Source organism: Mycobacterium sp. IS-1742, from assembly GCF_001500125.1.
Taxonomy (GTDB): Bacteria; Actinomycetota; Actinomycetes; order Mycobacteriales; family Mycobacteriaceae; genus Mycobacterium.
Genome location: NZ_LQIV01000009.1, coordinates 1 through 19,839 on the forward strand (window position 1 = coordinate 1; position 19,839 = coordinate 19,839).

Genomic DNA, 19,839 nt, shown 5'->3' on the forward strand with positions numbered 1-19,839 from the left:
GGCGGGAGTGGCCCAGGCCACATCCGCGTGTGGTTCCGCGACGAGCGGGAATGCTGGCCCCGGTACCTACTGAGGGGATTACATGACTGAGAACAACAAGTCCGACCAGGCCCGCAAAGGCCTCATCGACTCGGTCAAGGGCAAAGCGAAGGAAGTAGTCGGCGCCGTGACCGGCAACGATTCGCTGACCGCCGAGGGGCAGCTCGAGCAGACCCAGGCCAAGGAGCGCAAGGCCGCCAACGCCGAGGAGGCGGTGGCCGAGGCCGAGGCCGAGCAGGCGCGTCAGGAAGTGGTGGAGGCACGGCAGGAAGGTGCGCAGGAGCGCTCCGCCGTGAACGCCGAGACCGCGGCCGCCGAGAGCGCCGCCCGCGCCGACCAGGCCGCGCAGAAACGGCAAGCCGAGCAGGCGGCTGCGCAGCGCGCGGCCCGCGACACCGCCCAGGCCGAGACCGAAGCGCAGCGCAGGGCCGAGCGGGCCGACGCCGAAGCCCGCGCCGAGAAAGCCGAGGCCGCCGCCGAGGTCGTCGACGCCGCCGGGCAGCGCAACGACGCCGTCAAGGTCGCCGCCGACGCGAAGGCCGAGGCCGAGCGCATCCGGCAGGAAGCCGACGAATTGGCCGCCGATGCCGACGTTCCCGAACAGCGATAGAGAAGCCAGGAGTAATCGATGAAGATCACCGACGTCCCATTCGCCGTTCTGCGGCTCCAGTACCAGGTCGCCCGCTTCCCGCTGCAGGTCATCGAGGACCGGGTCGTGGCCCGCCTCGACTCCGAGGCGCCGGCGCGGCTGTTCTACGAACGCTCACTGGGCATGCTCGACCTGGCGGTCGGCAATGCGCTCAGCGCCCCCGACGTCGAACAGCGCGGCGCGGCGCTGCTCGAACGCAGCGAGGCGCTGCGCCGGGCGGCTGCGCTCGACGCGACGGCCACCGAGGTGCAGAGCCAGGCCGAGGCGGAGCTCGAATCGACCCGCGAGCAGGCCGCGCGCGAGCAGCAGCAGGCCGAGCAGGACCGCGAGCGCGAGATCAAGGAAGCCCGCCAGACGGCCGCCGAGCGTAAGCAGAACGCCGCGCAGAACGCGCAGAAGAAGGCCGCCGACGCCAAGGAGCAGGCCGATCGGGTCGCCGCACAGCGCGTGAAGTCGGCCGAGGCCGCCCGCCGTCAGGAAGAAGCCGTGATCTCGGCGACCGAGAAGAGCGTCGAGAAGGTCGCGCAGGCGAAACTCGACGATGCCGCCGACAAGGCAGGCAGCGCCGCCGCCAAGCGGGCGCAGGCCGATCGCGTCGAGGATCTCGCGGACACCGAGAAGGAGAAGCGCCAGCAGGAGCGCGCGGCGAAGAACGGGAACTGACCCGGATCTACCCCGCGTAGTACTCCAGTACGCGCTCCGAGGTATCGGCCCGGCCGTTGCTCACGATGGTGAGCCGGTCGGGCCGGACTTCGTAACGGGCACCTCCGGACGGGTCGACCACGTCATAGCCGCCGCCGGCGGGCTTGGCATCCCGCAGTTCGATGGTGGCGCCGTCACTGAGCCGTTCGCCGCGGTAGTAGTACTCGTCGTCATCGTCGCGGCACACGATGGCCAGCGACTGGGCGGTGCGGACCATCGCCGCCGGGGACCCGCCGGACTCACACCGGGCATAGTGGCCGACGAAGCCCTGCCCGTCGGCCCCGGACACGCCGGCCGGGACGGTGGCCGACGTCGACGGGGTGGTGCTGGTCGTGGTCGACGGCGTGGTCGTCGTCGACGGCGTGGTGGTCGACCGGGTGGTCGTCGGCACGCTCTCGTCGTACGGCGCGGTCGGGGTCAGCGTCGTGCGGGCGGTCGGCGTGCTGTCCTGCCCGTTGAACGCGAGGAGCGCGGCCAACACGGCGGCCACTCCGAACATCACGATGATCGCGGCGATCAGCACCACCTGCGCGGTGTTCTTCTTCGCGGGCGGTGCGGCCGCGGCTCGGGGCGGGGCGGGCGGATACGGGGTGTAGCCGGTGGCGGCGGGGTTCGGGAACACCGACGAGAACTGCCGTGTCCCGGTCGGCGCCGGTGCGGCCGCAGCGCCCGCGGCGGCGGCAGGCGCTGCGGGCAGCGTCGCCGCGGCGGTCGCCGCCTTGGCCAGGTCGCCCGCCGTGGGGAACCTGTCCTCGGGCTGTTTGGCCATTCCTCGGGCGATGACGTCGTCGTATGTGCGGCTGATCCCCCGGCGCATGATGCTCGGGCGCGGGGGTGGCGCGAACATGTGCGCGCTCATCAGTTGCTGCAGTTCCCGGGTCTCGAACGGCGGCCTCCCGGTGAGGCATTCGTAGAGCAGGCACGTCAGCGAATACACGTCGGCCGACGGGCCGACGGGTCCGCCGCTGAACCGTTCCGGCGCCATGTACGCCGACGACCCGACGATCATCCCCGTCGACGTGACGCCCGGATCGCCACCGGTGTGGGCGATCCCGAAGTCCACCAGATAGGCGAAGTCGTCGGGGTTGAGCAGGACGTTTTCCGGTTTGATGTCGCGGTGCACGAGTCCGTCGGCGTGCGCGGCGTCGAGCGCCGCGGCGACCTGGGCGATGATCGAGGACGCCCGTGTGGCGTCGAGGGGGCCGTCGGCCTGCAGGACGTCCTTGAGGCTGGCGCCTTCCACCAGGCGCATGTCGATGTAGAGGACGCCGCCGATGTCGCCGAAGTCGTGCACCGGGATGACGTGCGGTTCCTGTAGCCGGGCCGCCACCCGCGACTCACGGCGGAAGCGCTCCTGGAAACTCGGGTCGGCGGCCATCTCCGCGCGCAGCAGTTTCAGCGCGACCGTGCGGCCTTTGACCGTGTCGTAGGCGCGGTACACCTCGCCCATCCCGCCGACTCCGATCAGGGACCGGAGTTCGTACGGGCCGAACCGGGTACCGAGCCGCGAGCCGCCGTGCGGGGTGGCCATCAGAAGTGAGTCCTTTCAGTCCGTCCCGACCGTACCGGCTCCCCCCTTCCGCCGGATCCGGTGACTTCAGTGTTCCCGCTCGGGCCGGGACGGATTCGTGGCACATCCCACAGCGCCGTGCGCGACGGGGAGGGAGGCCACCGAACGTCCGCGCGATCTGCTATCACTACTGACGACACCACGTCGCACGGAGGATTTCACCAACTTGCCCAACTCGCACGTTGAGGCTGGGCACCGCGTCGGTCCCCCGTCAGATCCGCAGCCCGCTGCGCGCACCGGTCCGGCGACGTGGATCCGGCGGCTCGCGGTGCCGATCATCCTCGGCTGGATCCTGCTGGTCGCGGTCCTGTCGTTGACCGTGCCGCAACTCGAGGTCGTCAGCCAGATGCGGTCGGTGTCGATGGCGCCCGAGGAGGCGCCCTCGGTGATCGCCATGACCCGCGCCGGTGAGGTCTTCGAGGAATTCGAATCCGACAGTTCGGTCATGATCGTGCTGGAGGGCGAGGAGCGCCTCGGCGACGAGGCGCACCGTTTCTACAACGATATGGTCGACCGCCTCGAGGCCGACACCGTCCACGTCGAGCACATCCAGGACTTCTGGGGTGACCCGCTGACCGAGGCGGGAGCGCTGAGCAGCGACGGCAAGGCCGCCTACGTGCAGCTGTACCTGGCCGGCAACCAGGGCGAAGCGCTGGCCAACGAGTCGGTCAAGGCCGTGCAGGACGTCGTCGGCGGTCTGTCGCCCCCACCCGGGGTGGACGTCTACGTCACCGGCGGTTCGGCGCTGGCCGCCGACCAGCAGATCGCGGGCGACCGCAGCGTGCGGGTCATCGAGATGGTCACCTTCGCCGTGATCATCGTGGTGCTGCTCATCGTCTACCGGTCGATCATCACGGTGCTGCTGGTGCTGGGCATGGTCCTGCTCGGGTTGAGCGCGGCCCGCGGCGTGGTGGCGTTCCTCGGGTACCACGAACTCATCGGGCTCTCGACATTTGCGACCACCCTGCTGGTCGCGCTCGCGATCGCCGCGGCGACCGACTACGCGATCTTCCTGATCGGGCGCTACCAGGAGGCCCGCACCGCCGGGGAGGACCGTGAGTCCGCCTTCTACACCATGTTCCACGGCACCGCGCACGTGGTTCTCGGCTCCGGTATGACGATCGCCGGGGCCACCTTCTGCCTGAGCTTCACCCGCCTGCCCTACTTCCAGTCGCTCGGCATCCCGTTGGCCGTCGGGATGACGGTCGCCGTGCTCGTCGCCCTGACCCTGGGGCCCGCGCTGATCACGGTCGCCACGCGGTTCGGCCTGCTCGAACCCAAGCGGGCGATGCGGATCCGCGGCTGGCGCCGTCTCGGTGCCGCGGTGGTCCGCTGGCCGGGCCCGATTCTTCTGCTGACGATCGCGCTGTCGCTGATCGGGCTGCTGACGCTGCCCGGTTACAAGACCAACTACAACGACCGCAACTACCTGCCCGACGACCTGCCCGCGATGGAGGGTTTCGCCGCCGCCGAACGGCATTTCTCGGTCGCCCGCATGAACCCGGAAGTGTTGCTCGTCGAGACCGACAGGGATCTGCGCAACCCGGCCGACTTCCTCGTCATCGACAAGATCGCCAAGGCGGTCTTCCGCGTCGAAGGCATCGGCAGTGTCCAGGCGATCACCCGCCCGCAGGGCAAACCGCTGAACAACGCCACCATCCCGGCCCAGATGAGCCTGGGCGGGGTGATGCAGACGATGACCCGGCCGTACCTGCAGGAGAACATGGACTCGCTCCTGCTGCAGGCCGACGAGATGGCCAGGTCCGTCGACACCATGACCGAGATGATCGGGTTGATGGAGCAGATGAGCGCGACGACCCACAACCTGGTGGACAAGTCCAAGGATTTGGCGGTCGAGATCGCCGAATTGCGGGACAGCATCTCGAATTTCGATGATTTCTTCCGCCCGATCCGCAACTACTTCTACTGGGAACCGCACTGCTACAACATCCCGGTGTGCTTCGCGATGCGCTCGGTGTTCGACGCCCTCGACGGGGTGAACACGATGACCGACGATTTCCAGGCGATCATCCCGGACATGGAACGGCTCGACGCGTTGATGCCGCAACTGCTGGCGGTCATGCCGCAGACCATCGAGACCATGGAGACCGCGCGCACGACCATCCTGTCGATGCACTCCACGCAGGCCGGACTGCTCGAGCAGCAGGCCGCGATGGACACGGACTCGACGGCGATGGCCGATGCGTTCAACGACGCGATGAACGACGACACGTTCTACCTGCCGCCGGAGATCTTCGAGAACGAGGATTTCCGGCGCGGTATGGAGAGCTTCATCTCGCCGAACGGCCGGGCGGTCCGGTTCATCATCTCCCACGAGGGCGACCCGCTGACGGTGGAGGGCATCGATCGCATCGACGCGATCAAGACGGCCGCCAAGGAGGCCGTCAAGGGCACGCCGCTCGAGGGGTCGCGAATCTACATCGGCGGCACCGCGGCGGCGTTCAAGGACATGCAGGAAGGTAACAACTGGGATCTGCTGATCGCCGGAATCGCCGCTCTGTCACTGATTTTCATCATCATGCTGATCCTCACGCGCGCGCTGGTGGCGGCGGCGGTGATCGTCGGCACCGTGGTCCTGTCGCTCGGCGCGTCGTTCGGGTTGTCGGTCCTGGTGTGGCAGCACGTGTTCGGGATCGAACTGCACTTCATGGTGATGGCGATGGCGGTGATCATCCTGCTGGCCGTCGGCGCGGACTACAACCTGCTGTTGGTGGCGCGCCTGAAAGAGGAGATCCCGGCGGGGATCAACACCGGGATCATCCGCGCGATGGGCGGCACCGGATCCGTGGTGACCGCCGCCGGCCTGGTTTTCGCGTTCACGATGATGTCGATGGTGGTCAGCGAACTGACCGTGGCGGCGCAGATCGGCACCACGATCGGGCTGGGCCTGATCTTCGACACGCTGGTCATCCGGGCGTTCATGACGCCGTCGATCGCGGCACTGCTGGGCCCCTGGTTCTGGTGGCCGCAGCGGGTGCGCCAACGCCCGGCGACGGCGGGGTCGCTGGTCCGGCGCTGAGATTCGCGGGTCAACGGCCGAAGCCGGCGTCACGGAGCGCCTGCGCCATCGACCCGCTCGGCGCCTTCCCCCGACGATCGTTGTCGCGCTTCGGGTGCCGTTTCGCCTGCGGCCGCTGGGTGGGCTTGTCACGACGAGGTGCGGTCTTGTCGCGCTGCGGCGTGTCGTTGAGCCGGAGGCTCAACCCGATCCGCTGCCGGTCCACGTCGACGTCGACCACCTTGACCCGCACCACCTGGCCGGAGCGGACCACCTCGTGCGGGTCGGACACGAAGCGGTCGGCCATCGCGGAGACATGGACCAGGCCGTCCTGGTGCACGCCCACGTCGACGAATGCGCCGAACGCCGCGACGTTGGTGACCACACCCTCGAGCACCATGCCCACTTTCAGGTCGGCGACCTTCTCCACACCGGCGGCGAAGGTCGCGGTGGAGAACGCCGGCCGCGGGTCGCGGCCGGGCTTCTCGAGTTCGGCGAGGATGTCGCTGACGGTGGGGATGCCGAACCGGTCGTCGGCGAATTCGGCGGGTTTCAGTGAGCGCAGCTGCCGTTCGTTGCCGATGATCTCGGCCAGGGTGACTCCTGAACGGTCCAGGATGCGCCGCACCACCGGATAGGCCTCGGGATGGACGCCCGAGGCGTCGAGCGGATCCTCCCCGCCGGTGATCCGCAGGAAGCCCGCGCACTGTTCGAACGCCTTGGGGCCCAAGCGGGGCACATCGAGCAGCGACGTGCGGTTGCGGAACGGCCCGGTCTTCTCGCGGTGCGCGACGATGGCCTCCGCGAGGGTCTCGGTGACGCCCGACACCCGGGCCAGCAGCGGAACCGAAGCCGTGTTCAGGTCGACGCCGACCGCGTTGACGGCGTCCTCGACCACGGCGTCGAGGCTCCGCGCCAGCGTCCCGGGCGTGACGTCGTGCTGGTACTGACCCACACCGATCGACTTCGGCTCGATCTTGACCAGTTCGGCGAGCGGATCCTGCAGGCGGCGGGCGATGGACACCGCGCCCCGCAACGTCACGTCGAGGGTGGGCAGTTCGTGTGCGGCGTACGCCGAGGCGGAGTACACCGATGCCCCGGCCTCGCTGACCATCGCCTTCACCGGAGCCGTGGCGCCCGCGGCGGCGATGTCGGCGATCAGTTCGCCTGCCAGAGCGTCGGTTTCGCGCGAGGCAGTGCCGTTGCCGACGGCGATCAACTCGACACCGTGGCGGGCGACCAGCGCGGCGAGCGTGGCCTTGGCCTGATCCCACTGCTTCTGCGGCTGGTGCGGGAAGATCGCGCAGGTGTCGACGACCTTGCCGGTGCCGTCGACGACGGCCACCTTGACGCCGGTGCGGAAGCCCGGGTCGAGCCCGAGTGTGGTGCGCGAACCCGCGGGTGCGGCGAGCAGCAGATCCTTGAGGTTGCGGGCGAACACCGCGACCGCGTCCTCTTCGGCGCGCTGCCGCAGGCGCACGCGGGCGGCGACGGCCGCCGACACCATCAGTTTGACGCGCCACGCCAACCGCACGGTCGTCGCCAGCCACGGCGCGGCGGGGGCCGTCGAGCTCATGTCGATGCCCAGCGTCTGCGCCACCATCGCGAGGTAGACGCCGTCGTCTCCCCCGTCGAAGTTCAGCGACAGCACCTCTTCCTTCTCTCCGCGCATCACGGCGAGCACGCGGTGCGACGGCATGTTCTGCAGTGGTTCGGAGAAGTCGAAGTAGTCGCGGAATTTCTGGGCTGCCGGGGTTTTGGCGACCTCGTCGGACCGGGGTGAGGTGCGCAGCGACCCGTCGGACCAGAACTTCTCGCGCACGGCGCCGACCAGGTCGGCGTCCTCGGCGGCGCGCTCGATCAGGATGTGGCGGGCGCCGTCGAGTGCGGCGGCCGCATCGGGCACGCCGTCGGTGAGGAACGGCGCCGCGGCCTCCTCGGGGACACACGCCGGGTCGTTCAGCAGGCGGTCGGCGAGCGGTTCGAGACCGGCTTCCCGGGCGATCTGCGCCTTGGTGCGCCGCTTCGGCTTGTAGGGCAGGTAGATGTCCTCGACCCTCGACTTGGTGTCGGCGGTCAGCAGCGCGGCTCGGAGCGCGTCGGTGAGTTTGCCCTGCTCCTCGATGGAGGCCAGCACGGCGGCCCGCCGCTCGTCGAGTTCACGCAGGTAAGCCAGGCGTTCTTCGAGCGTGCGCAGCTGCGCGTCATCGAGGCCGCCCGTGACCTCCTTGCGGTAGCGGGCGATGAAGGGCACGGTGGCGCCTTCGTCGAGCAACCGGACGGCGGCCGCCACCTGTCCCTCGGCCACGGTGAGTTCCTCAGCGAGACGGGCGTTTACAGATCTGACGGTCGGGCTCGAAGTCACGCGGGAACCCTACCGAAGGCCGGCGACACGTCGGGGCAGCGGTCGACCGGCGCGGCGCGGTTCAGGGATGACTGGTCGTGTGGCCGCCGCCGTCGACCCAGGTGTCGAGTTCGTGTTGCCACGCGGCGGCCCGGATACGGTCACAGATCATTTGGACGAGCGCCGACAGGATCGCCGCGCCGGCGGCGACGCTCACCCAGATCGCGACGGCGCCGGCCACCGCCTCCACCGCTGCGCGTGACGCCGGTTCGGGCGCGAGCACCTGGGCGCCGTCCTGACCGACCCACAGGCCCACGGTGTCACCCGGGTCCACCGACCCGTGCGCCTGCACGGTGTCCGTCCGGCGGATGTCGCCGTCCCACCATTCCACCGGGACGGTGATCATGCCGGTACGCGTGAACGACCGCGACTCCGGCACATCGGTGACGGTGGCCGTCACCTGGTGCCGCGTCGCGTGCTGGTCGGCGTAGAAGTGGCTGCGGGAGTCGTGGGTCGCGGTGCCGATGGCGGCGGCGATGGGTAGGGCGAGCACCGAGACGACGAACGCCACCACGACGACGAGAGCCTCGACCCGGTCGGTGGTGCGGACCAGCGGTCCACGATCGACCAATCGCACGAGGATCGGCCATCGGGGCACCCGGATCTCGAACGGTTCCATGGTGTCGCCGCGCCCGGGATGGGAGGTGTCCGGCCGTGGGGCCGGATCGTGGCGCTTCACCGTGATCTCCCTCCGACTGGTGATTCCATCGTGGAGGAGATGTCCGCCGCGCGGTTAGCCGAAACTCGACAACGTCGCGGCGGGGATTTGTTCGCTTCTCACAGGGCTGGGCGGCGCAATTCGCCAGACCGGCGAATTGCCGATCCGCCGAACTCAATGCCGCACGGATTCGCGCTGTTCGACGGATTCGGCGGGCGCGGCGGCGGGGGTTGCGGGACGGCGCCGCAGGCGGGCGTCGGCGCGGTTGAACCGGCGGTCGAGCACCCGGAAGTCGCGTTTGGTGAGCGCGCGGCCGGCCCGGGCCAGTTGGTCCAACTGTTCCCAGCTCAGACCGTCGAGGTCGCCGTCGGTGTCATGGGTCGCCACGACCACGCCGCCACGCAGCAGCGGCACGTTCTTGGCGGTGAAACCGGTGGCGGCCAGCAGCAACTCGGTGGCGCTGCGGTTGACCCGGCGCTGACAGCGGCGCTCGGTCGGGGTGAACCAGAAGTCGAACTGCCGATCGCCACTGGACAGGCTTTCCAACCCGTAATCACTCACCAGATGGGCGATATCCGCTTTGCTGAAGGCGCGGGTTTCGTAAACCACGCCCCGGGGGTCGATATAGAGGACGGTGTTCATGAGGAGTCCTTTTCGGCTGGTGCGGTTGTTGAGAGGGGCTCTCGATAAAGAGGCTTGCCGTGATACTCCTGTGATAAACGTGAAATTTGTGACGAATGTGACTGAAGAGACGAATTGAGGTTTTCACCATGAGGGCAATGCAGCTGGTCGCCTGGAAGTCGCCGCCGGAGATCCGCGAGGTCCCGGAGCCGCAACCCGGCCCCGGAGAAGTGGTGATCCGCGTCGCCGGGGCGGGCGCATGCCATTCGGATCTCCATCTGCTCCACGATTTCGACGCCGGGATGATGCCGTGGAATCCGCCGTTCACGCTCGGCCACGAGAACGCGGGGTGGGTGCACGCACTCGGTGCCGGCGTGAGCGGATTCGCGGTCGGGGAACCCGTGGCGGTGTACGGGCCGTGGGGATGCGGCCGGTGCAAACGGTGTCAGGTGGGCATGGAGAACTACTGCGAGCGGGCGGCCGACCAGCCTGCGGCCGGCGGTGGACTCGGTTACGACGGTGGTATGGCGGAGTACATGCTCGTGCCCGCCGCCCGCCTCCTCGTCCCGCTCGGCGATCTGGACCCGGTGGAGGCGGCGCCGCTGACCGATGCGGCGCTGACGCCCTATCACGCCGTCAAGCGGTCCCTGCGGTTGCTCACTCCGGGGGCCACCGCGGTGGCGATCGGCATCGGCGGGCTGGGTCAGATGGGCGTGCAGATCCTGCGCGCGCTGACCGCGGCGCGGATCGTCGCCGTGGACACGCGCCCGGAGGCGTTACGCGTGGCCGAGCGAAGCGGCGCAGACCATGCGGTGCGGCCGGGCGAGGACACGGCCGACGAGATCCGGGACCTCACCGACGGTCGGGGCGCGGACGTGGTGATCGACTTCGTCGGAGCCGACGCCACATTGGCACTGGCCGCCGCGGTCGCCCGGCCCCTGTCGGACATCACCGTGGTCGGCATCGGCGGCGGGAGCCTGCCGTTCGGCTTCTTCTCGGTCCCGTACGAGGCGAACCTCGCGACGACCTACTGGGGTTCGCGTCCCGAACTCATGGAGGTGCTGGACCTGGCCCGGCAGGGACGGATCAGGACCGAGGTGCACCGGTTCCCGCTCGAGGAGGGGCCGCGGGTCTACGAACGTCTCGCCGCGGGCGAATTCACCGGAAGGGCGGTGATCACCCCCGACGCCTGAGCCGGCGGCCCGTTGCGGGTGGGCGCAATCCTGTGACTTCCGGCCCTGTCTCGGGCGGCCGCGCCCGTGGCAGGTTTGCGGTGACACGCAACGAGAGGACAGACCATGAGTGCGTCCGCCTATGTCCGTTTCTTCGAAGAGATCGGTATCGACGACGTACCGCTCGTCGGCGGGAAGAACGCCTCGCTGGGCGAGATGTACCAGAAGCTGTCCGGCCACGGCGTCCGTATCCCCCACGGCTTCGCCATCACCGCCGCGGCCTATCGCCACATGTTGGACGAGGCCGACGCGTGGGGCCGCCTGCACGCCGAACTCGACGACATCGACCCCGGCGACGTCGCGGCACTGGCGCGCAAGGGAAAGCGCGCGCGCGAAATCGTCTACGGCGCCGGACTGCCCGACGATCTGGCCGCCCAGATCCGGGCCGCCTACCGCAGGCTGCAGCAGGAATACGGCGAAGACGTCAGCCTCGCCGTCCGCAGTTCGGCGACGGCCGAGGACCTGCCCACCGCGAGTTTCGCCGGCCAGCAGGACTCGTACCTCAACATCAAGGGCGAGGAGAGCCTGCTCGACACCTGCCGCCGTTGCTTCGCAAGCCTTTTCACCGACCGCGCCATCCACTACCGGATCGACCAGGGCTTCGACCAGTTCAAGGTCTCGCTGTCGATCGGCGTGATGAAGATGGTCCGCTCCGACATCGCCTCCTCCGGCGTCATGTTCTCGCTCGACACCGAATCGGGGTTCCGTGACGCGGTGTTCGTCACCGGCGCCTACGGCCTCGGCGAGAACGTGGTCCAGGGCGCGGTCGACCCCGACGAGTTCTACGTCCACAAGCCGACCTACCTCGCCGGCCACCGCGCGGTCCTGCGCCGCCGCCTCGGCGACAAAGCCGTGAAGATGGTCTACGTCGAGGGCGAGACGAAGAACACGACGCGCAACATCCCCACGCCGAAGGCCGACCGCGCCCGCTTCTGCCTCGACGACGAGGACGTCCTGGAACTGGCGGGCTACGCGTGCGCGATCGAAGAGCACTACGGCCGGCCCATGGACATGGAGTGGGCCAAGGACGGTCTCGACGGACAGCTCTACATCGTGCAGGCCCGCCCCGAGACGGTGGCCTCCCGGCTCAGCGCCACCGCCCTGGAGACCTATGTGCTGGAGAGCCGCGCCGAGGTCCTCGCCGAGGGCCGTTCGGTCGGCGAGCGGATCGCCTCCGGCGCGGTCAAGCGCATCGACCATCTCTCCCAACTGGCGGAGTTCCGACCCGGACAGGTGCTCGTCGCCGACACCACCACGCCCGACTGGGAACCGGTCATGAAGACCGCCGCGGCGATCGTCACCAACCGCGGCGGGCGGACCTGCCACGCCTCGATCATCGCCCGCGAACTCGGCATCCCGGCGGTGGTCGGGACCGGCGACGCGACCACCACCGTGCCGGACGGCGCCACGGTGACGGTGTCGTGCGCCGAAGGCGACACGGGACGGGTATACGAGGGTGCGGTGGGTTTCCACGTGGATCGCACCGAGGTCGCCGACATGGCACGGCCGCGGACCGAGATCATGATCAACCTCGGCAATCCCGAACTCGCCTTCAAGACCTCGTTCCTGCCCAACGACGGTGTGGGACTGGCCAGGATGGAATTCGTCATCAGCGAGTACATCCGCTTCCACCCGCTGGCCCTGCTGCACCCCGAGAAGGTCGACGACCCTGCGGTGCGCCGCGACATCGAACGGCTCACCCAGGGCCACCGGGACGGCGGCGCGTTCTTCGTCGAACGCCTGTCGGAGGGGATCGGCACGATCGCGGCCGCCTTCTGGCCGAAGCCCGTGGTGGTGCGGATGTCGGACTTCAAGACCAACGAGTACGCGAGCCTCGTCGGCGGACGGGGGTTCGAGCCGTCGGAGAGCAACCCGATGCTCGGGTTCCGGGGGGCCTCGCGCTACGCCCACCCCGCCTACGCCGAGGGTTTCGCCCTCGAGTGCCGCGCGATGCGGCGCGTGCGCGAGGAGATGGGCCTGACGAACGTCATCCTCATGCTGCCGTTCGTGCGCCGGGTCGCCGAGGCTGACCTCGTCCTCCAGACGATGGCCGACCTCGGGCTGCGGCGGGGCGAGAACGGGTTGAAGATCTACGCGATGTGCGAGATCCCGAACAACGTCATCCTCATCGACCAGTTCGCCACCCGCTTCGACGGGTTCTCCATCGGCTCCAACGACTTGACCCAGCTCACCCTCGGTGTCGATCGGGACAGCGAGGTCGTCGCCTTCGACTACGACGAACGCGACGACGGGGTGAAGGAGATGATCCGGATGGCCGTGGAAGGCTGCCGTCGCAACGGGATTCACTCGGGCCTGTGCGGCCAGGCGCCGTCCGACTACCCGGACATGGCCGAGTATCTGGTGCGGGTCGGTATCGACTCGATGAGCCTCAACCCCGACACGGTGGTACGGACCACCCGTCTGGTCCTGGCCGCCGAACAACAGCTCGCACACCTGTCATGACGCCGCCGGTGGTCATCGACCCCCGCTACCACGATGCGGTGATCTTCGATCTCCGCGGCATGTCCCCCGACACCGCGCCGAGTGCCGCGCTGACGCGCGATCTCGAGGACGGCGGCGTCAGGACGGCGTTCTGCTCATCGGACGGTGAACCCTCGGCGCGGCGGGAGGCGTTGCGCGAGTTGGACGTCCGCCCGCAGCGTGCCGTGCTGATCGAGGACTCGGCGACGGGTCCCGCGTCGGAGGACGGATTCGCACTCGTCATCCGCGTGGACCCGGCCAGGCGCACCGACGACGCGGTCGGAGACGATGCCGACCGGGTGGTCGCGGGACTGGCCGACATCGCGGTCCGCACCGGCGACAAGCGGGTCTCCGAGGTGCCCAACGCGCTGGAGTCCTACGGTCAGCTGATCGGCATCACCAGCGTCCGGGAGTCGATGTTGTTCCTCGACTACGACGGAACGCTGTCACCGATCGTGTCCGATCCGGACGCGGCCGTGCTCGTCGACGGCGCGGCCGAGGCACTGGCACTCGTCGCGGCGGTGTGTCCCGTCGCGATCCTCAGCGGCCGCGATCTCGCCGACGTCCGGGCGCGGGTGGGCGCTCCCGGGCTGTGGTACGCGGGGAGCCACGGATTCGAGTTGACGGGACCGGACGGCACCTACCACCAGAACGAGGCGGCCGCCGTGTTCGTCCCCGTCCTCGAGCGCGCGGCCGGCGACCTGCGCGAGTCGTTCGCCCACATCCCCGGTGTCCGCGTGGAACACAAGCGCTTCGCCGTCGCGGTGCACTACCGCGAGGTCGGCGCGGCCGATCAGGTCGCCGAGATCGTCTCGGCCACACATCGACTCGGCAGGCAGGCCGGTCTGCGTGTGACGAGCGGCCGCATGCTGGTGGAGCTCAGACCGGACATCGACTGGGACAAGGGAACCACCCTGAGGTGGATCCGCGACCGTCTCGACACCACCGGTTCGCTGCTGCCCGTCTACATCGGTGACGATCTCACCGACGAAGATGCGTTCGACGCCGTCCGTTTCGACGGGATAGGCATCGTCGTGCGCCACGACGAGGACACCGACCGCAGGACGGCGGCCCGTTTCAGCCTGCAGAGCCCCGACCAGGTGCGCGAGTTGCTCCAGCGGGGGTCGCAGTGGCTGGCCTACAAGCACCAGGTCGCCGGCGAGGCCTGGGATTTCACATATGAGGGCTACGACCCGCACAGCGAGAAGCTGCGGGAGTCGTTGTGCACGGTCGGGAACGGCTACTTCGCCACGAGGGGCGCCGCACCGGAATCGAAGGCCGGCCGGGTGCACTATCCGGGAACCTACGCCGCGGGCGTGTTCAACCGTCTCGTCGACGACGTATCGGGTACCCCCGTCGACAACGAGAGCATGGTGAACCTGCCCGACTGGCTGTCGCTGACCTTCCGGATCGACGACGGTGAATGGTTCGACATCGACGCGGTCGAGGTGTTGTCCTACCGCCAGACCCTCGACCTGCGCGGGGCCACCCTGACCAGGGAGGTCCGGTTCCGCGACGGCGCGGGACACACGACTTCCCTGACGCAGCAACGGTTCGTCGCGATGCATCTCCCCCACGTCGGCGCTCTGCAGACCACGATCGTCGCCGAGGACTGGTCGGGCCGCATCACGATCCGCTCCACACTGGACGGCAACGTCACGAACTCGCTCGTCGAGCGGTACCGCGACCTCGGCAAGGAGCACCTCGACGTCGTCGAGAGGCGGCAGCTGTCCGACGATTCGGTGCTGTTGACGGTCCGAACCACCCAGTCGCGCATACCGGTCGCCATGGCGGCGCGCAACGTCGTCTGGCGTGACGACGCCCCGGTGGCGGCCTCCTACCGACTCGTCGGCGACGCCGCGGAGATCGGTCACGAGATCACGGTCGAGCAGTCGGTCGGTGAGGCGCTGACGGTGGAGAAGCTGGTGACCCTGTTCACCGGCCGCGACGTCGCGACGTCCGAACCCGCGGTGGACGCCGAGCGCTGGCTGGGCCGGCTCGGCCGGTACGCCGAGGTGCGCGAGGAGCATCTGACCGACTGGCTCCATCTGTGGGAGCGCCTGTCCATCGAATTCGACGACTTCACAGACGAAGTGCGCATCCTGCGGCTGCACCTGCTGCATCTGCTGCAGACCGTCTCGCCGAACAGCGCCGACCTCGACGTGGGTGTCCCCGCACGCGGACTGCACGGTGAGGCCTACCGCGGCCACATCTTCTGGGACGAGCTGTTCATCTTCCCGGTGCTCAACCTGAGACTGCCCATGATCACCCGATCGCTGCTGGCATACCGCTACCGACGGCTGCCGGAAGCCCGCCACGCCGCCGCAGCGGCCGGATACTCCGGTGCGATGTTCCCCTGGCAGTCCGGGAGTGACGGCAGGGAGGAAAGTCAACGGCTGCACCTCAATCCGCGCAGCGGAAACTGGAATCCCGATGCGAGCGCACGGGCCCACCACATCGGCATCGCGGTCGCCTACAGCGCGTGGAAGTTCTACCAGGCCACCGGCGATCTGGCGTACCTGATCGACTACGGCGCGGAGATGCTGGCCGAGATCGCGCGCTTCTGGGTGAGCAGGGCCACCTACGACGACGAACGCGGCCGCTACAGCATCCGCGGCGTCATCGGGCCCGACGAATTCCACTCCGGTCACCCCGACGCGCCGTACGACGGCATCGACAACAACGCGTACACGAACGTGATGGCGGTCTGGGTGATCATGCGGGCCCTCGACGCGTTGAACCTGCTGCCGCTGCCCAACCGCCTCGACCTGCTGGAGACGCTCGGGCTGACCAGCGGCGAACTGGCGCACTGGGACGAGGTGAGCCGCCGGATGTACGTGCCGTTCCACGACGGCGTCATCAGCCAGTTCGAGGGTTACGGCCAGTTGGCGGAGCTGGACTGGGACCGCTACCGCGCGCAGTACGGCAACATCCAGCGCCTCGACCGCATCCTCGAGGCGGAGGACGACGACGTGAACCGCTACAAGGCCTCCAAGCAGGCCGACGTCCTCATGCTGTTGTATCTGATGTCGGTGACCGAACTCGGCGAGATCCTGAACCGGCTCGGCTACCACCTCCCCCCGGACGACGTCCCGGGCATGGTCGACTACTACCTGGCCCGCACCTCACACGGATCGACGCTCAGCGGGGTAGTGCACACCTGGGTCCTCGCGCGGGCCAACCGTGACCGGGCGATGGACTTCTTCGAACAGGCGCTCACCTCCGACGTCTCCGACATCCAGGGCGGCACCACCTCGGAAGGCATCCACCTGGCGGCCATGGCCGGCACCGTCGACCTGATGCAGCGGTGCTTCACCGGACTGGAGACCCGGTCCAACCGCCTCATCCTCTCGCCGTACTGGCCGGAAAGCCTTGGTGTGCTGGCCGTGCCGATCCACTACCGGGGACTGCACCTGCACCTGCGGGTCAGCGGGAAGGGTGTGATCATCAGTGTCGACCCGCGCGAGGCCGCGGGAGTGGTGGTGGAATGCCGCGGGCAGGTGGTGCAACTGATGCCGGGCACCACCGTCCGGTTCCCCGGTTGACCCGGCGATCCTCAGTCGTCCGGCGAGGCAAGGGCGAGCACCTCGGCGAAACCGTCGACGAGGCACCGGTGGAAGACGTCGAAGTCGGGGATCGCGCCGGTGTCGACGTCCACACCGATCGCGCACGTGCCCACATAGGTCAGCAGCGTGACGTTGACCGCGGCGCCGACGGTGGGGCCGAACGCGTACTGGGTCACCACTTTCGCCCCGCCGAGGTACACCGGCACCGGGATGCCCGGTACGTCACTGCACAGGAAGTCCACGTTGCGCAGGATGGAGCCGATGTACCACCGCGGCATCATGTTCAGGGCGCCGGCGATCCACTGGGTGTAGGGCAGCGACTTCTCGTGGCGCACCGCGCTGGTCCTCCGATGGACCTCCCGGATCCGCTCCGCAGGGTCGGCGATACCGGCGGGGACGTCGAAGCGCATCAGGGTGATCCGGTTGCCCCCCAACCCGTCGCCCTCCTGGCGCAGACTGATCGGCATCGTCAGGTGCAGGTCACCGACATCGACGCCGTGGTGTTCGTGGTAGCGCCGGAGCCCGCCGGCCACCCCCGCGACGAACGCGTCGTTCAACGCACACTCGCATCGGTGGGCGGCCTCCCGAAGCTCCTCGAACGGGACCTCCAGCACGCCGAGACGACGAATCAGGCTGCGCCGCCGGATGAGTGAGGAGCCCGTCCGATTCACCGGACGGACGGTCCGCACGACCGACGCGGCGATCTGCGCCGCCGACGAGACCGTCGACACCGGCCGCCGGATTCCGGCACGAATCAGCCGCGGCGCGCTCCTCGCCGTGCCCATCACCGCGTCCGCGACCAGACGGACGTCGTACTTCGCCGTCTCGCGATAGCCGCTCAACCACGGCGGCGGCGTCACCTCGGGCACCTCCGCGACCGGACCGTGCGTGGCGGGGACCTCCGACAGGTCGAACAGGATCATCCCGATCTGGATTCCTCCCACCCCGTCGGTCAGGGCGTGATGGAACTTGAGAATCAGTGCCGCCCCGCCGTTGTCGAGACCGTCGACCAACGTCGCCTCCCAGAGCGGACGCGCACGGTCGAAATCCTCCATCGCCGCGACCCGGGCCATCTCCAGCACCGTGTCGAAGCCGCCCGGCGCGGTGGCGGTCACCCTGCGCATGTGGAAGTCGAGATCGAAGTCCTCCACGAACTCCCAGCGCGGCGGCGCCGGCGGTGTGGACGGGACGACCCGCTGCCGCACCATCGGGACCTCGCGCGAGACCAGGTCGAAGCGGTCGCGCAGCTCATCCCAGTCCGGCGACCGCTCGAGCACGATCACCGTGACCACCGTGGAGCGCAACCCGGGATCGGTCTCCATCGCCCACGTGAACGCATCGCTGTTACGCATGAAGTCGGTCATCAACGGCACGTTAAGGCTGCCGACCGGTGCCGAACCAGGGCCGTTGGTCTCTTCTTCCGACCGGCCTCGGTGCCCCCGGGAGGCCGGACTCGGGACTTCCGACCCTGTTTCGAGTCCCACAGCCGGCGCACAGTGGTGACATGGAGCACCTGACCACCCTCGACGCGAGCTTCCTCGAAGCCGAGGACTCCGACCCGCACGTCAGCCTCGCCATCGGCTCGGTCTCCATACTCGACGGCCCGGTTCCCGACGACGACGTCTTCGTGGCGGGCCTCACGGACCGGGTGCTCCACATGCCGCGGTTCCGGCAGGTCCTTCGCACGCATCCACTGGATCTCGAGGCGCCGGAGTGGGTCGAGGCGACCAACTTCGACATCTCCCACCACCTGCACCGCACCGCGCTCCCCCATCCGGGCGACGACGCCGCCCTGTTCCGGTTGACCGCCGAGGTGATGGAACGCCGGCTCGATCGCGAACGCCCCCTGTGGGAGTGCTGGATCGTGGAGGGTCTGCCGGACGACCGGTGGGCCATGATCATGAAACTGCATCACTGCATCGCCGACGGGATCGCGACGATGCACATGCTGGCCGGGCTGAGCGACAACGGTGACGGCGACACGTACGCCACCGAGATCCGGGCGGCCGGCGAGGCGGCGCAGCGCGGGTTCGGGTTACCGCAGCTCGGACTCGATCCGCGGCGGTGGGCCGGCATGCTGTGGCGGACCTCGACCGGCCTGGTCGGGGCCGCCGCGCGCGGTGTGGGCGGTGCGGCCGAGATCATCGGCGGCCTCCTGCGGCCGACGCCGACGTCGCTGGTCGGATCCGTCAGCACGATGCGGCGGTTCGCGGGGGCCGAGGTGTCGCTCGAAGACGCGCAGCGGGTCTGTCACACCTTCGAGGTGACCCTCAACGACGTGGTGCTCGCCGCGATCACCGACGCGTTCCGCGCCGTGTTGATCCGCCGCGGCGAGACACCCCGCAGCAACACCTTGCGCACCCTGGTGCCGGTGTCGGTCCGCTCGAACGACGCCGTCGGCAAGGTCGACAACAGGGTGTCGCTGATGCTCCCGTACCTTCCGGTCGACGAGGCCGATCCCGAAGAACAGTTGCGGACCGTGCACGCACGCCTGACCGAGGCCAAGAACAGCGGGCAGCGCCAGGCGGGTCACGCCGTCATCTCGGCGTCGAACATCATCCCGTTTCCGTTGACCGCGTGGGCCGTTCGCGCCATGACCCGGCTCCCCCAACGCAGCGTGGTCACCGTCGCCACGAACGTGCCGGGGCCACGGCATCCGATGCAGGTCATGGGACGGAAGGTCGTGCGCATGTTCCCGATCCCGCCGATCGCGCTCGGCCTCCGGACCGGGGTTGCGATCGTCAGCTACGCGGACAAGCTGGTCTTCGGCATCACAGGTGATTTCGACACCGCACCCGACGTCGACGATCTCGCCCGCGGTATCGAACACGCCATGGACCGCCTCGTGGAGATCAGCTCCGACACCGGAAACCGACGGCCCGGCTAGAGGAGCCCGCA

At 68.9% G+C, this 19,839-nt stretch carries 12 protein-coding genes; 7 read left to right on the forward strand and 5 right to left on the reverse strand.

Features of this window, described 5'->3' with window-relative positions; translation table 11 throughout:
- The first annotated feature begins 82 nt into the window (after positions 1 to 82).
- On the forward strand, positions 83 to 649 hold the full coding sequence (locus tag AU196_RS07020) for a CsbD family protein (protein WP_059094390.1): 567 nt from the start codon (positions 83 to 85) through the stop codon (positions 647 to 649).
- Between the two features lie 18 nt (positions 650 to 667).
- On the forward strand, positions 668 to 1,351 hold the full coding sequence (locus tag AU196_RS07025) for a hypothetical protein (protein ID WP_059094391.1): 684 nt from the start codon (positions 668 to 670) through the stop codon (positions 1,349 to 1,351).
- A 7-nt stretch (positions 1,352 to 1,358) separates the two neighbouring features.
- Here AU196_RS07025 and AU196_RS07030 read toward each other — a convergent pair whose 3' ends face one another.
- Positions 1,359 to 2,921 (reverse strand): serine/threonine-protein kinase, encoded by a 1,563-nt coding sequence (locus AU196_RS07030; protein ID WP_059094392.1) that lies wholly within the window; start codon positions 2,919 to 2,921, stop codon positions 1,359 to 1,361.
- A gap of 205 nt (positions 2,922 to 3,126) precedes the next feature.
- On the opposite strand from AU196_RS07030, the gene AU196_RS07035 reads away from it, so the two are divergent.
- A complete protein-coding gene (locus AU196_RS07035) occupies positions 3,127 to 6,000 on the forward strand; it encodes an MMPL/RND family transporter (RefSeq protein ID WP_059094393.1) in 2,874 nt (957 codons plus the stop codon).
- A gap of 10 nt (positions 6,001 to 6,010) precedes the next feature.
- Here the strand turns inward: AU196_RS07035 and AU196_RS07040 are convergent, their stop codons facing one another.
- The 3 genes from AU196_RS07040 to AU196_RS07050 all read right to left on the reverse strand — a co-directional run bounded on the left by AU196_RS07040 (position 6,011) and on the right by AU196_RS07050 (position 9,683).
- Positions 6,011 to 8,344 carry a Tex family protein gene (locus tag AU196_RS07040; RefSeq protein ID WP_059094394.1) on the reverse strand — a complete coding sequence of 778 codons (2,334 nt, stop codon included), beginning with the start codon at positions 8,342 to 8,344 and terminating at the stop codon, positions 6,011 to 6,013.
- A 61-nt stretch (positions 8,345 to 8,405) separates the two neighbouring features.
- Positions 8,406 to 9,062: an Rv1733c family protein gene (locus tag AU196_RS07045; protein ID WP_059094395.1), complete on the reverse strand. Its 657-nt coding sequence runs from the start codon at positions 9,060 to 9,062 to the stop codon at positions 8,406 to 8,408.
- A gap of 153 nt (positions 9,063 to 9,215) precedes the next feature.
- A complete protein-coding gene (locus tag AU196_RS07050) occupies positions 9,216 to 9,683 on the reverse strand; it encodes a hypothetical protein (RefSeq protein WP_059094396.1) in 468 nt (155 codons plus the stop codon).
- A 128-nt stretch (positions 9,684 to 9,811) separates the two neighbouring features.
- Here AU196_RS07050 and AU196_RS07055 point away from each other — a divergent pair, with 128 nt between their 5' ends.
- The 3 genes from AU196_RS07055 to otsB all read left to right on the forward strand — a co-directional run bounded on the left by AU196_RS07055 (position 9,812) and on the right by otsB (position 16,920).
- On the forward strand, positions 9,812 to 10,855 hold the full coding sequence (locus AU196_RS07055; RefSeq protein ID WP_059094397.1) for an NAD(P)-dependent alcohol dehydrogenase: 1,044 nt from the start codon (positions 9,812 to 9,814) through the stop codon (positions 10,853 to 10,855).
- Between the two features lie 105 nt (positions 10,856 to 10,960).
- A complete protein-coding gene (gene ppsA / locus AU196_RS07060) occupies positions 10,961 to 13,357 on the forward strand; it encodes a phosphoenolpyruvate synthase (RefSeq protein WP_059094398.1) in 2,397 nt (798 codons plus the stop codon).
- Positions 13,354 to 16,920 (forward strand): trehalose-phosphatase, encoded by a 3,567-nt coding sequence (gene otsB, locus AU196_RS07065; RefSeq protein ID WP_059094399.1) that lies wholly within the window; start codon positions 13,354 to 13,356, stop codon positions 16,918 to 16,920. Before ppsA ends, otsB begins: the two co-directional genes overlap by 4 nt.
- An 11-nt stretch (positions 16,921 to 16,931) precedes the next feature.
- Here otsB and AU196_RS07070 read toward each other — a convergent pair whose 3' ends face one another.
- Positions 16,932 to 18,305 (reverse strand): wax ester/triacylglycerol synthase domain-containing protein, encoded by a 1,374-nt coding sequence (locus tag AU196_RS07070; RefSeq protein WP_059094400.1) that lies wholly within the window; start codon positions 18,303 to 18,305, stop codon positions 16,932 to 16,934.
- A gap of 140 nt (positions 18,306 to 18,445) precedes the next feature.
- Between AU196_RS07070 and AU196_RS07075 the strand changes: the two genes are divergently transcribed.
- Positions 18,446 to 19,828 (forward strand): WS/DGAT/MGAT family O-acyltransferase, encoded by a 1,383-nt coding sequence (locus AU196_RS07075; protein WP_059094401.1) that lies wholly within the window; start codon positions 18,446 to 18,448, stop codon positions 19,826 to 19,828.
- Positions 19,829 to 19,839 lie beyond the last annotated feature (11 nt).